This is a genomic window from Nocardioides sp. IC4_145, assembly GCF_011250565.1.
Lineage (GTDB): Bacteria > Actinomycetota > Actinomycetes > Propionibacteriales > Nocardioidaceae > Nocardioides.
Window position 1 is genome coordinate 1 of record NZ_JAANMS010000033.1, and the last position, 13,075, is coordinate 13,075.

General features: G+C 72.5%; 10 protein-coding genes. 6 read left to right on the forward strand and 4 right to left on the reverse strand.

Going from position 1 to position 13,075, the window contains the following annotated elements; translation table 11 throughout:
* Window positions 1-785, reverse strand: a 785-nt coding sequence (locus tag G6553_RS14120; RefSeq protein ID WP_207619786.1) for a choice-of-anchor M domain-containing protein, incomplete at its 3' end; no start/stop codon positions are given.
* A 231-nt stretch (window positions 786-1,016) separates the two neighbouring features.
* Here G6553_RS14120 and G6553_RS14125 point away from each other — a divergent pair.
* A complete protein-coding gene (locus G6553_RS14125) occupies window positions 1,017-1,769 on the forward strand; it encodes a class I SAM-dependent methyltransferase (RefSeq protein WP_166194133.1) in 753 nt (250 codons plus the stop codon).
* 150 nt (window positions 1,770-1,919) lie between these two features.
* The gene (locus G6553_RS14130; RefSeq protein WP_166194136.1) at window positions 1,920-5,387 is read left to right on the forward strand and encodes a choice-of-anchor M domain-containing protein; all 3,468 of its coding nucleotides are present in this window, start codon (window positions 1,920-1,922) and stop codon (window positions 5,385-5,387) included.
* Between the two features lie 138 nt (window positions 5,388-5,525).
* On the opposite strand, the gene G6553_RS14135 is transcribed toward G6553_RS14130, so the two are convergent.
* Both G6553_RS14135 and aztA read right to left on the reverse strand, forming a co-directional pair.
* Complete coding sequence (locus G6553_RS14135) at window positions 5,526-6,179, reverse strand: sortase (protein WP_166194139.1); 654 nt, start codon at window positions 6,177-6,179, stop codon at window positions 5,526-5,528.
* A gap of 29 nt (window positions 6,180-6,208) precedes the next feature.
* The gene (aztA, locus tag G6553_RS14140) at window positions 6,209-6,835 is read right to left on the reverse strand and encodes a zinc ABC transporter ATP-binding protein AztA (RefSeq protein WP_166194142.1); all 627 of its coding nucleotides are present in this window, start codon (window positions 6,833-6,835) and stop codon (window positions 6,209-6,211) included.
* 55 nt (window positions 6,836-6,890) lie between these two features.
* Between aztA and aztB the strand changes: the two genes are divergently transcribed.
* The 4 genes from aztB to aztD all read left to right on the forward strand — a co-directional run bounded on the left by aztB (window position 6,891) and on the right by aztD (window position 11,334).
* Window positions 6,891-7,814 (forward strand): zinc ABC transporter permease AztB, encoded by a 924-nt coding sequence (gene aztB / locus G6553_RS14145; protein WP_347565716.1) that lies wholly within the window; start codon window positions 6,891-6,893, stop codon window positions 7,812-7,814.
* 90 nt (window positions 7,815-7,904) lie between these two features.
* On the forward strand, window positions 7,905-9,188 hold the full coding sequence (locus G6553_RS14150; RefSeq protein ID WP_166194145.1) for an ABC transporter: 1,284 nt from the start codon (window positions 7,905-7,907) through the stop codon (window positions 9,186-9,188).
* Complete coding sequence (aztC, locus tag G6553_RS14155) at window positions 9,185-10,105, forward strand: zinc ABC transporter substrate-binding protein AztC (RefSeq protein WP_166194148.1); 921 nt, start codon at window positions 9,185-9,187, stop codon at window positions 10,103-10,105. Before G6553_RS14150 ends, aztC begins: the two co-directional genes overlap by 4 nt.
* A gap of 23 nt (window positions 10,106-10,128) precedes the next feature.
* Entirely contained in the window at window positions 10,129-11,334 is a 1,206-nt protein-coding gene (gene aztD, locus G6553_RS14160; protein ID WP_166194151.1) for a zinc metallochaperone AztD, read from the forward strand.
* 1,320 nt (window positions 11,335-12,654) lie between these two features.
* Here aztD and G6553_RS21815 read toward each other — a convergent pair.
* Window positions 12,655-12,783 (reverse strand): hypothetical protein, encoded by a 129-nt coding sequence (locus G6553_RS21815; protein WP_278249603.1) that lies wholly within the window; start codon window positions 12,781-12,783, stop codon window positions 12,655-12,657.
* Window positions 12,784-13,075 lie beyond the last annotated feature (292 nt).

A 13,075-nucleotide genomic window follows, 5' to 3' on the forward strand; every position in this document is an offset into this window, starting at 1 on the left:
GTCGTCGGCGGAGTCGTCGGCGGGGTCGTCGGCGGGGTCGTCGGCGGGGTCGTCGGCCCGTCGCCCACTCGGAAGTGGTACGACGAGGCCGGGCCGGTCAGCGAGGCGCCGGTGCTCGTCCTGGCCGTCGGCGTCACCGTCAGCTCGTAGCTGCCGAGCTCACTGAAGGACCAGTTCGTGTGCACGTGGTTGTTGGGACCGACCGGGATGATGTCCGGCCCACCGTCCGAGGTGTCGACGTAGCGGTTGATGGGCCCGCCACTGGCGCCGCTCTGCCAGGTGTGCACCTCACCGGGGCCCTCGACCGTCACGGACAGCCCGACCGGCTGCCCGCCGGCCAGGGTGACCCCGGGGGGGAGGGTGCCTGCCAGCTCCTCGGTGCTCCAGCCCGGCCAGGGCAGCGCCGAGTCCTGCACCTCGGGGAGGACGTAGATGGTGTCGCCAGGATCGCCGAGGAAGTCGTAGGCCGGGGCAGGGGGCACCTGCAGCTCGGCGCGTTCCTCGTCGACCGCGATGGTGACGTCCTCGGGCGCGCGCAGCTGCGATCCAGAGGCATGGAGTCCTGTCTCGTCCTTGACCTGGAGGCGTAGCGCCCGCGCCGCCGAGTCGTAGCGCACGTCGAACAGGTCGATGTGCCCCTGGGTGAGCACGAAGTCTCGGTCGCCGGTGGCTGCCGCCGCCGAGTGGGCGGTGCCGCCGATGACACCGGTGACGCCGGCGGTCGCGAGCAACGCGGTCGCCATCACACCACCGACCGTCGCTCGGGCTGGTCGTTCGATCTGCATGGTCTTCCTCCGCCGTCGTGCCGGGCTTCTACCCGGACGGCGCAGACCTTAATGATAATCGTTTTCATTGGCAAGTGACGCGTCCCTGCAGTCCGCCCTAGACCACCACCGTTCCGCCCACCTCTCGTTATTGATAACTGTTCTCATTAAGGCTTAGGGTCTCCCTGCGGCCACCGGCCGCCGGCGCGCCTCTCCAGGAGCGCACGCCCCGGCCTGAGAGGTGAGCCCCCGATGGACCCGAGCAGCTTCTGGCGAGTGGGCGACTACGGCATCGTCGGTGACCTCTGGGCAGCCCCCGGGCGGGATCTCGCGGCGGCCCTCGACGTCCGTGGCTTGGACACGATCGACCTCGCCACCGGCACCGGGGTCACCGCGATCGCCCTGGCTCGCCACGGCGCCGCGTCGGTGGTTGGCGTGGACATCACCCCGCCGCTGCTCGCCGAGGCCGCCCGCCGGGCCGAAGCCGCGAGCCTGCGGATCACCTGGCTGGAAGCCGACGTCACCTCCGTGCCCCTTCCCGGTGCGAGCGCAGACCTCGTGACCTCCACCTTCGGCCTGGTCTTCGCTGCCGAGCCCCGCCGGGCGGTGGCCGAGGCCGTCCGCCTCACCCGTCCCGGCGGTCAGGTGGTCTTCACGAGCTGGTCCCCCGACGGACTCTTCGGGGAGGTCCGGCGGACGATGGCCGCGCACTTCCCGGAAGCCCCGGCGCCCTGGCACGAGTCCGAGGCGGGGATCCGCGAGGTCGCCGGCCCGCTGGCCGCGGTGACAGAACGTCACTTCGAGCTCGTGGTGGCCTCCCCCGAGACGTTCGTCGCGCAAATGGAGCAGTGGAGCGCACCGATCGTGCTGGCGGCGCGGAGCCTCGGCGATCGCTGGCCCGCCGCCCGCGGCCAGCTGGTCGACGTGGTCACCGGCACCGGCGCGGTCGTCCGCGACACCTTCCGGGTTCAGGTGCCCTACCTCGTGACGACGCTGCGCCGCTGAGCCGCCACCGCCCCGGCGGGCCGTCGAGGAACAGCCCGCCCCCAGACCGTTCGAATCGCGCCGCCCCGTGCCTGCAGATGCCGTCGCGGCGCGAACGACCGTCAGCCCGCGCTGGCAGCCCACCACTCACCCACGAGAGCAAGGAAACCTGTGACACGAGTCGATACCGCGGCGCCCCTCCGGCGTCGCCGCACCGTCGGTCTGGCCGCCGCCCTTGGCGTCCTGGCCGCCCTCACCGTTGGCCCGGTCGGCGCGGCGAGCGCCGCCGATGGCCCTGCACCGCCTTCCCGCGACGTCGACGTCATCGCCGACGTCCACACCGATGCCATCGCCACGTTCTGGGAGGACGGAGCGCTGGTGCTGGACACCAAGGCCGACACTCCGGACCTGGGCACCCGCTACGACGCCGACGACGTGTGGTTCCACGTCGACGACGACTCGCGGATCGCGAGCCTCCCCGCCGGCTACGAGTTCATCGCCGAAGCGGGGTCCACCGTCTGGCTGGCCCCCCAGGGCCAGCAGGCCGGGCAGATCTGGCCCGGGTTCTCCACGGAGTCGGTGGCGAGCGGGATCCTCGACGAGGAGGACATCACCTTCACCTTGGACGACGTCGACGGTCCCGGCGACGTCGAGCTGTGGTTGACCGGGTCCTTCGGTGGAGTCGGCTCCCGGATCTGGTCCAGCGACGAGGACGTCAAGAGCTTCACCCGCAAGACGAACGTCCACATGCACGCCAACTGGGCCTTCACGCGGCCCGGGACCTACGAGCTCACCGTGAGCGCCGACGCCACCGTCGACGGCTCACCGGTGGGCGACACACAGACCTACACGTTCGTGGTCGGGGACCTGCCGGAGCCGACGACAACGAGCACCGGCCTGTCCGTCTCGACGGCCGACCTCACCGCCGGCGACCCGGTCACTCTCACGTCGACGGTCGGCCCGTCCGAGACCGGGGTCGCGGAGGGCGTCGAGCCCGTCGAGGGCGCCGTCGAGTTCCGCGACGGCACCACGGTCCTCGGCCACGACCCGGTCGACGAGGACGGCACCGCCGAGCTCACCGTCCCCGACCTCGGCGTCGGCACCCACGAGATCACCGCGGTCTTCGTGCCGGACACCACCCGCCTCGCGACGACCTCGACCTCGCAGCCGGTCACCGTGACCGTCACCGACGGCACAGGCGTGCCCTTCGGGATCAAGGGACTGCAGGAGAGCTACACCGTCGGCGACACCCTCGAGGCGCGGGTCGTCGGTCACCAGCTCGCCGAGGGCGAGATGTACCTGTGGGTCATCCGCCCGGTCGGGGCCGACTCCGGGTACGTCGTCTACGGCGACGACGAGGACGCCTCGTTCCGGGGCCAGCTGACCCAGGCGCTCGACAGCGGGTGGGACGGCTATGAGCTCCAGGTGTACGTCGCCGACGAGGACACCTGGCGGAGCACCGGGAGCGAGAGCGCCTTCTTCCCGATCGCCGTGACCGACGCCCCGGGCGTCGCTCCGATCAGCACCGAGCTCTCGACCGAGCAGCACTTCGTCGGCGACGACATCGTGTTCCCGCTGAGCCGCGACCTGGCCGAGGACGAGACCGCACGCGTCGTCTACCGGGCTGCGACCAGCCCCTGGTTCGAGGTCGACACGAAGGTCGAGGGCGGCGCCGCCGTGGCGCAGATGCCCTACCCGACCGGGCAGATCGAGTTCGCCGTCCAGGTCGTGCGCGACGGGCTCGCGGTCACCCAGTCCGCTGCCGTGCCCGGCGAGGTCTCCTGGCGCGAGGTCCTGGTCGAGGGGGTCCGCTCCGTATACCGGGTGGGTCAGACCCTCGCGGCCACCGCCAAGCTGTACCCGACCAGGGACGGCCTCACCTACCGCTGGCTGCTGTGGGACGGCACTGGCGACGTGGTCACCCTGAAGGAGGGGACCACCGAGGAGGCGATGACCCTCGACCTACCGATGACGGCCGACCTCGACGGCCAGCGCCTGTACTTCGAGCCCTCCACCCGCGCCGGCACCGGCCAGGAGGTCACCGTCGGCACGTGGAGCACCGAGCTCGTCGTCTCCGAGGCCGACCCCGAGACCCAGCTGCTGTTCTTCGAGAACCTCGGCCACCACTACCACCAGGGCTACGACATCAACCTCGACCTGGTCGCCGACCCCGCCCTTGCGGAGGGCGATGCGATCACCTGGGAGTGGAAGTGGCCCGGCGCCGAGTGGGTGCCGTTCCCGGGCGCCTCGGGGATGTCACACCACCTCGTCGCCGAGCAGGCGCTCGACGGCGTCGAGGTCCGCGCGACGCTCGACTACGCGGACTCCGCGGAGACCCTGACCACCGAGCCGGTCACCATCCACCACGACGACCACGGCTCGCCGGCACGTCAGAAGCCCACGGTGAGCGGCGCGACCACCTACGCCGCAGGTGAGGACCTCGCGCTCGGCCTGCAGCTGCCCGAGAACGGGCAGACGGTGCTGACCGACCACCGCTGGGAGCGCCAGGACCCGGGCTCGCAGGAGTGGACCGCGCTGCCGGGCCAGACCGGCACCGGGCTGGCCCTGCCGGTCACGACCGCCGACGACGGCGCGTCGTACCGGGTCACCATCCTCAAGCCCACCGGAGAGACGGCGTATGGCCCGTCCCCCGCGGTGACCGTGCAGGTCGGGCCCGGCGCGACGCCGGACCCGACCCCGGACCCGCAGCCCGAGCCGGACCCTCAGCCCGAGCCCGAGCCGGACACCGAGCCCGAGCCGGATACCGAGCCGGTTCCGGACGAGCAGCTCACCGACGCGACGGCCGGCCAGGTGCAGGTCGTCGGCGGACCCGTCATCCCGGGTGCGGACGTCTCGGCCGTGGTCGACCCGCAGCACGCCGGCACCTGGGTCTCGGTCTGGCTGCACTCCGAGCCGACCTGGCTGGGCTGGGCGCGAGTGCGGGAGGACGGCACCCTCACGGTGCCGTTGCCCGAGGACGTCGCAGCCGGCACGCACCGACTGGTGGTCAAGAGCAGCAACGGCGCGCTCCTGGGCTGGACGCGACTGCAGGTCGGGCCGACCCCCGGCCCCGAGCCGGTGGCCACCACCGTCACCGCCCGGAATGTCACCCAGGTTTACGGGCGCCGGGTCGCCGTCCGGGTCGACGTCTCGCCCGGCGCCACCGGGCGGGTCGAGGCCCGCGTCGGCTCCCGAACCGTCAGCGCCACCCTGAGCGACGGCACCGCCACCCTCACCCTGCCCGCCCGTTCCCTGGAGCCGGGCCGACACGACGTGCGGATCGACTATCGCGGCGTCGAGGGCGAGTTCGCGTCGTCGACCGGCCGGGCCACCGTGCGCGTCGCGAAGGCCACCGCGATCGTGCGGGCCACACCCGTCCAGCGGGTCGTCGAACGCGGCACGAAGGCTCGGATTCGGGTCGCGGTCAAGCCCGGCGCCCTCGACCCGAGCGGCGAGGTCACGGTCAAGGTCGCCGGCAGGACCAGGACCGTCCGCCTCGACCGGGCCGGCACCGCCACGGTGGAGCTCCGGGTGCCGCACGGGACCCGGGTCGGACGACAGCGCGTGGTCGTGACCTACAGCGGTGACGAGCACCTGACCCGGGACCGGGTCCGCACCCGGATCCGCGTCAAGCGCTGACCCCGCCCGCACCGCGCGCCGTGACGCCTGACATCAGGCGTCACGGCGCGTGCCTCTTTGCGCATCACGCCGACCAACGACCCGACGGTCGTCGCCGCCGCGGGTTGCCAGGAGCCGGGGTCCGCCGTGCGCCAGCGCTCAGCGCTTCGGGACGCGCGAGGCCAAGTGACCGAAGGCCACCAGTCGCTCCTCGGTCTCGAAGAGGCTGGCGCAGGTCACCAGGGTCAGCAGCCGCTCGGACGACCGGGAAGGCTCGACTCCTCGTCGGAGCGGGTCGACCGGCCGGCCGCCGAGCACCCAGGCCTCGTCGAGATCGACCGTGAGGTCTTGGCCGCCCGTGTCGAGCACGTACGTGAGCACCTCGTGCCTCGTCTCCACCATGACCCGGTCGCCGGCCACGAGGGCGGGCATGTCGCGCAGCGGCTCGCCGTGCGTGACACGGTGCCCGGCGATGACGAGATTGCCCCGTCTTCCGGGCGTCACCGAACCGGGCACGAGCCCGAAGCCCGACGCCAGCTGCTCGTCGTCCGCTCCCTCTAGGAGCGGCACTGCGTAGGAGTCACCGAAGGCCGGGATCCGCACGACGGCGGACGCCTCCGAGCTCGCTGCAGGCCACCCGCCCCTTCCCTCCGCCCAGGCGTCCTCCAACCGCTCGACGATCGCCGTGTGCTCGCGACGCGAGACCCAGGTGGTTCCGAGGTAGGCCCAGCCGGCGAGACCCAGCAGGAGGACGCCGACGAGCAGGAGCGCCATCCCGAGCACGAGCGAGGGCCTGGACCTCTGGCCACCCATCGATCGACCGCCGTCCGTCGCCCTGGCGGTCAGTCGACCAGTCGACCCTCCGCCAGCCGGATCACCCGGTCGGCGGAGCGGATGCTGTCCTCGTCGTGGCTCACGCACACGACCGCGGCGCCGCGGTCGCGCGCCTCGGCGCGCAGGATGGTGCGCGTCGTGTCCCTGCTCGCGGCGTCCAAGCCGGCCGCCGGCTCGTCGAGGAGCAGGACGTCGGCCTCCTGCACGACCCCCTGCGCCAGCAGCGCGCGCTGGCGCTGACCGCCGGAGAGCGTCGAGAGCGGACGGTCCTCGAAGCCGGTCAGCGACACGCGGGCAATGGCCTCGTCGACTGCCCTCCGCGCCTCCGCCCGCGGGCGACGCCGGGACCACGTGCCCATCGTGACGACGTCGCGCACGGTCACCGGGAGCGTGTCGGGCACGGCCGGTCGCTGCACGACCAGCGCAATCCTGCCGTGGCGCACGACGTTCCCGCGCCGCGGCTCGAGCACTCCCGCCAGCAGCTCTACCAGGGTGGACTTCCCCGCGCCGTTCGGTCCGCAGACGACGGTGACGGCGCCACGCGGCACCGCCACCGAGACGTCGTGGAGCACGTCCTCGGCGTCGTGGGCGTAGCACAGGCCCTGGGCGGCGACCGGATCGCTCGACTGCGGCATGGGACCATCCTCCTGAATTGCGAACGATTCTCAAAATCATCTACGGTCCGTCCTCGTGCGATTCGTCGAGGACCCCTTCAGTGCCGAGTTCATGCAGCGCGCCCTCCTGGGCGGCTCGCTGGTCGCGGTCATCTGCGGGGCGGTGGGGACCTGGGTCGTCATCCGGGGCATGGCCTTCCTCGGCGAGGCGGTCGGCCACGGGATGCTGCCGGGCGTCGCCATCGCGACGATCGTCGGCGCGCCGGTGCTGTTGGGGGGCGCGGCGAGTGCCGTCGTCATGAGCGCGACGATCGGCGCGCTGCACCGGCGTGGCCGACTCTCGTACGACACCGCGATCGGGCTGCTCTTCGTGGCGATGCTGTCCCTCGGCGTGATCATCGTGTCCCACTCGGGCAGCTTCGCGACCGACGCGACGGCGATGCTCTTCGGTGACATCCTGGCGCTCGGCGACGGTGACATCGTCATGCTGGCCGGGGCCGTCGTCGTGACGCTGTCCCTGACCGCGGTGTTCCACCGGGCGTTCGTCGCAGCGGCGTTCGACCCCCGGGTGGCCCAGACGCTCGGTCTGCGGCCGAACCTCGCCCAAGCGGTGCTCGTCGGGCTGGTGACCTTGGCCGTCGTCGCGTCGTACCAAGCCGTCGGCTCCCTGCTCGTCATCGGCCTGCTGCTCGCTCCTGCGGTGGCGGCCGGTCAGTGGACGACCCGGATCCCGACGACGATGGCGCTAGCCGCGGCCACCGGGGTGCTCGCGGTGTTCGTCGGCCTGCTCGTCTCGTGGCACGCCGGCACCGCCGCGGGCTCCTCCATCGCCTACACCGCCGTCATGCTCGCCGCCTGCTCAGCCGTGGCGAGCCGGCTCGCGGGCCGCGGCCGGCGCCGGTCGCTCGACCCGACGCCGGCGTACGCCGTGCCGGCGGGTCGCCCCGACCCGGTCGCGACGACGCCCGTGCGCGTCCCCGACGCCTCGGAGGCGCGCTGACCGCACCCGGCGTCCACCGCGGACGCCCGACGCCCACACCTCCCCGGACCACCAGTCGAGAACAGCAACAGACAAGACGGACAAGGACCCATGAAGCGCCGCAACCTCATCGCCCTCGCCGGGGCCGTCCTCCTCCTGGGCACGTCGTGCTCGAGCAGCGACGAGACCACGACCGACCTCGCCGACGGGCCTGCCGCCGGCTCCGGGTCGACCACAGCCGCCCCTGACGGGCAGGACGGTGACGGCCACGGCGCGGTCGAAGGCGCCCAGGAGGTCGCCGAGCCCCAGCTGCACCTGGTGAGCGTGGACCGCTCCGGGAAGGCCGCCCTCCTCGACCTGCTGAGCGGGGACACGACCGACGTCGGCACCGTCCCCGGGCCCTCCGCCCTGGCGAGCGACGGACGCTACGCCCTGGCGACCGTCGACGGCGGCGTCGCCGTCATCGACAGCGGCGTGTGGACCTGGAATCACGGCGACCACTTCCACTACTACCGCTCCGCCCCCGAGGTCGTCGGCACCGTGCCCGGCCGGGGCGAGGCGACCGTCTCGACCGGACTCCTGTCGACCGCCGGCGGCACGGGGATCTTCTTCCCGCGGACCGGTGAGGCCGTCCTGCTCGACAACTCCGCGCTCTCCGACGGGGAGCTCACCGAGTCGTTCCGGACGAAGACCACGCCGCACGACGGGCTGGTCGCGCCCTTCGCCGGTGGGGCGGTCGTGACCGTCCCCGACGCCTCCGGGTCGGTGACGCACGTCGAGCTGGTCGACGGCGACGGCGAGCCGGTCGCCGGTACGCGCACCCGCTGCGCCGACGCCCGCGGCGACATCACTACGACGGTCGGACTGGTCATCGGCTGCGCCGACGGTGCGCTGCTGTGGACCGAGTCCGAGGACGAGCACGACGTCGAGCGGATCCCCTACCCCGCGGACGCCGCGGCGCCGCCGGCGACGGCCTTCGCCGCGCGCAAGAGTCGCCCCACGGTGGCCGCCCTCGCAGGGCCCACGGGCTTCTGGCTGCTCGACACCCGGGAGCGGTCGTGGCGACTGCACGACGCGGGCGTGCGCCTCCGGCACGTCGCGGCGGTCGACGACGCGGACGGCCACGTGGTGGCCCTCGACGCGGCCGGCCGCGTGCGGGTGTACGCCGCCGACACCGGCAAGCAGCTGGGCGCGACGCGTCCCCTCGTCCGGACCGGTCCGCGAGCCGGAGGTGCGCGCGGGGAGGTCACGCTGGTCGTCGACCAGGAGCGGGCCTACGTCAACGCGCCCGCCGAGGGCATGGTCCACGAGATCGACTACGCCGACGGTGCGCGCCTCGCGCGCGAGCTGCCGACCGCGACGGAGCCGGCGTTCTTCACGGAGACCGGCCGATGAGCGCCGTACGCCGCCGGGTGGCGGCCGCACTCCTCGCCCTCACCACCCTGGCCGGCTCGGGCTGCACGGCGGGCAGCGACGGTGGCGACGCGCCGCAGGTCGTCGTCACCACCAACATCCTCGGCGACCTCGTGACCAACGTCGTGGGCGACGAGGCCGAGGTGACCGTCCTGATGCGCCCCAACGCCGACCCGCACTCCTTCGAGATCTCCGCTCGCGAGTCCGCGCTCATGGCCGAGGCCGACCTGGTCGTGTCGAACGGGCTCGGCCTGGAGGAGGGCCTGCAGCAGCACCTCGACCGCGCGGCGGACGCGGGCGTCGAGATGTTCGTCGCGGGCGACCACGTCGACGTGCTCGACTACTCCGAGGCTGACGGCGGCGCTCCCGACCCGCACTTCTGGACCGACCCCGCGCGCGTCATCGACGTCGTCGACGGGCTGACGGAGGCTCTCACCGACGTCGAGGGCGCCTCCCCCGACGCCATCGCCGAACGGGCCGACGCCTACCGGTCCGAGCTGCAGGTCCTCGACACCGAGATGGCCGAGGCCTTCGCCTCGATCCCCGCGGAGCGTCGCAGCCTGGTGACCAACCACCACGTCTTCGGCTACCTGGCCGAGCGCTTCGAGTTCCGCGTCGTCGGCGCCGTCATCCCCGGCGGCACCACCCTGGCCTCGCCCGGCGCGGCCGACCTCGACGAGCTCGCCTCCGCCATCCGCGAGGCAGGGGTCCCGACGATCTTCGCCGAGTCCTCCCAGCCCGACCGCCTGGTGCAGGTCCTCGCCGACGAGGTCGGCCTGGACGTCCAGGTCGTCCCGCTCTTCACCGAGTCGCTGACCGGGCCCGGCGAAGGAGCCGAGACCTACCTCGACATGCAACGGGTCAACACCGAGCGCATCACCACCGGGCTCTCGTCCTGAGCGCCCCGACAGGAAGGAACACCATGCACCGACGCCCCACCCGAGGCCTCCGCGGCACCGCCGCGCTGGCCGTCCTGACTCTCGCCCTCGCCGCCTGCGGCGGGTCCGAGGAGGAGGGATCCGCGTCCGACGACACCTCCGCGGCCGCAGCGGAGAGCAGTACACCGCGGGTCGCCGTCACCTACGAGAACGGCGTCGCCGTGCTCGACGGCGAGTCCCTCGAGGTCGTCGAGGAGTTCGAGACCGAGGAGTTCACCCGGCTCAACGCAGCTGGCGACGGCCGCAACGTGTTCCTCACGACGAGCGAGGGGTTCCAGGTCCTCGACACCCAGGAGCCCGCGCTGACCGACACGGTGTTCGCGGCCGAGGCCGCTGGTCACGTCGTCCGCCACGGCGGGCGCACCGTCCTCTTCGCGGACGGCACCGGCGAGACGACCATCTTCGGCACCGACGCGCTCCTCGAGTCCGACGGCCAGCTCCCCGAGGCGACGACGTACCAGGCACCCGAGGCCCACCACGGGGTGTCCATCGTCCTGGAGGACGGCACCCTGCTCACCACGATCGGCGACGAGGAGAGCCGCTCCGGCGCGATGGCGCTGGAGGCGGACGGCGAGGACTACACCGAGGTCGCCCGCAACGAGGAGTGCCCGGGCATCCACGGCGAGGGCACCGCGGCTGACGAGGCGGTGGTCTTCGGCTGCGAGGACGGCGCGCTGCTCTACCGCGACGGAGCCTTCGAGAAGCTGCAGGCCCCCGACGAGTTCGGCCGCATGGGCAACGCCTACGTCTCCGAGACCAGCCCCCTGGTCGTCGGCGACTACAAGACCGACCCCGACGCGGAGGGCTACGAGCTCACCCAGGTCGCCTTGATCGACACCGAGCAGGGCACCCTCGAGCCGGTGGCCCTGCCCGACGGCGTCGCCTACACCTGGCGCGGCGTCGTGCGCGGCCCCGACGACCTCGCCTACATCCTCGGCACCGACGGCTCCATCCACGTCATGGACCCGGCGACCGGCGAGATCACCGACGAGTTCCCCGTCGTCGAGCCCTGGGAGGGACCGGCGGACTGGCAGGACCCCCACCCGGCACTGACCGTTCACGACGACGTGGCGTACGTCGCCGAGCCGGCCAGCAAGCAGGTCCACGCCGTCGACCTCACCACCGGTGAGATCACCGCGTCCGTGACGCTCGACCACGAGCCCAACGAGATGGCCGCCAACCTCGACTGACGACCCCTTCCCAAGGGGCCCGGACGCGCAGCGTCCGGGCCCCTTCGTCATGACCCGTGCGCCCCCGTGACTGGAGGGCCGACGAACGCACTGACTGCTGATCCTCCGCCTACGCCCGGTCACCATCCGCTCGAGAGCACTCACCCTCCGCCGGACAACCCGCTGCGCTGCACGCACCACACACACCGGAGATCCGGAGCACATGCTGGACGTCCACGTATCCCGCGTGCTCGGACCAGCGCCTGGTCCAGCCATCGACCGGGATCGCCCGGACCTGCGCCGCATCTCCGCAACACCGGCACTCGATCCGGGTGCCCGACTCGCCTGCACGCTTCCGGTACCTGAGCGCTCCATCGCTTCCGCGCGCGACGTCGAGCCACTCCCCGGTCAGCCAGGGCGCACAGTGCCCTGTAGACGGTCGACAGACCGACGTCCCGCTGTGCCTCGCCCAGCAGCTCGTGCACATCTCGAACGCTCAGGAAGGCATCGCCTTCAGCCACCGCCGACGAGATCGCCAAGCGCTGACGCGTAGCCCGGAGACCCCGAAGCTCCTGGCGTCGAGGGTCCGGCACCCGCCTCACGCACCTAGGCTACCGAGAACGATTCCCAGGTCGAGGACACGGTGGACACGCGCGGGCCCGACACTCTTCCACGGGGTCCGACACCGATTCGTCAGTGCTGAACCCGGCGTCCGCCGGGCTCCAGCGCAGGTCCGCGTCAAAGGCGAACCTCCGAGCCGCGGCTCCCGGGGCCTGGTGCACCGCTCGCCGGGCCTCGTGCAGGGCACGCGAGCGGAGGAAGGCCGGAGGCGGCCCTGGACGCCGTCCGAGCAGAGCAGACGGGGCTCCCTCAGACGTTGAAGCGGAACGTTCACGCCCGTTTCGGTCGCTTTCCGAAGTTTCGCGATACGCGGCGCTGACCTGCGCAAACACTGTCATGTCGGTCGCCATGCCTGGTGAGTGTTTGTCGTCGCTGCGCGTCCTACTGAGGGCAGATTGAGGGCAGACGGGTCACTGCCGCCGAGGACCTCGGTGGTGCCGCGGGGTACCCGCGGCGCACCCAATTGGCCAGCAACGCCTAGCGAGAGCCGAGAAGACTCGTCCCTGGCCTTCTCATTGCCAATGGGCCCGCCCGGACGTCAGCAGTCCTTCTCCTTCCCCCTCCACCTCGGGGACCGCACCATCGCCGAAACGGCAGGCGTTGCAGGACGTGGTCTGGGAGAACCATGACGCTCGGTACCGCGGCGGCCTCATCGAGCTCGCCTCGTCCGAACCCACCAGCCCGCAGCCGCCTACCGCCGACCGGGGCGAGAAGTCCGGGTCAGCTCTGCTCGGCCGAGTCCGGCGTGTCCTCGCTGGTCCCGGGTGAGGTGTCGTCCGGTTGACCATCGCCGTCGAAGTCGGGTGCCTGCCCGGAGTCGCCGGAGCCGCTCTCGCTCTGCCCGTCCATCGGGCTACCCATCTGGCCGTCGGGAGGGCCGCTCACCTCACCGGGCCCGCCCAAGCCGCCGCGGTCGAGGGACGGCGTCTGCTGGGTCGCGCCGCTGTCCTCTCCCTCACCGTCTCCTACCGCGTACCCGGCACCGAAGCTCAACCCTCCGATGGCCAAGCCGCCCGCCAGGATGCCGGCAGCGACCGCCGAGCGCCCACGGAGAAGCAGCCGGCGCCAGCCGCGCCGTCGCGCCGGGGTGGTCGGGGCGCCCTCGGCTGCGGACCAGCCGCTCGCGGCGGCGGGACCGGTG

What these genes read in the sequence shown, in the direction of transcription:
- G6553_RS14125 (WP_166194133.1), top strand. Translation starts at nt 1,017, where the DNA reads ATGGACCCGAGCAGCTTCTGGCGAGTGGGCGACTACGGCATCGTCGGT.
- G6553_RS14135 (WP_166194139.1), bottom strand. Translation starts at nt 6,179, where the DNA reads ATGGGTGGCCAGAGGTCCAGGCCCTCGCTCGTGCTCGGGATGGCGCTC.
- aztA (WP_166194142.1), bottom strand. Translation starts at nt 6,835, where the DNA reads ATGCCGCAGTCGAGCGATCCGGTCGCCGCCCAGGGCCTGTGCTACGCC.
- G6553_RS14150 (WP_166194145.1), top strand. Translation starts at nt 7,905, where the DNA reads ATGAAGCGCCGCAACCTCATCGCCCTCGCCGGGGCCGTCCTCCTCCTG.
- aztC (WP_166194148.1), top strand. Translation starts at nt 9,185, where the DNA reads ATGAGCGCCGTACGCCGCCGGGTGGCGGCCGCACTCCTCGCCCTCACC.
- aztD (WP_166194151.1), top strand. Translation starts at nt 10,129, where the DNA reads ATGCACCGACGCCCCACCCGAGGCCTCCGCGGCACCGCCGCGCTGGCC.
- G6553_RS21815 (WP_278249603.1), bottom strand. Translation starts at nt 12,783, where the DNA reads ATGGACGGGCAGAGCGAGAGCGGCTCCGGCGACTCCGGGCAGGCACCC.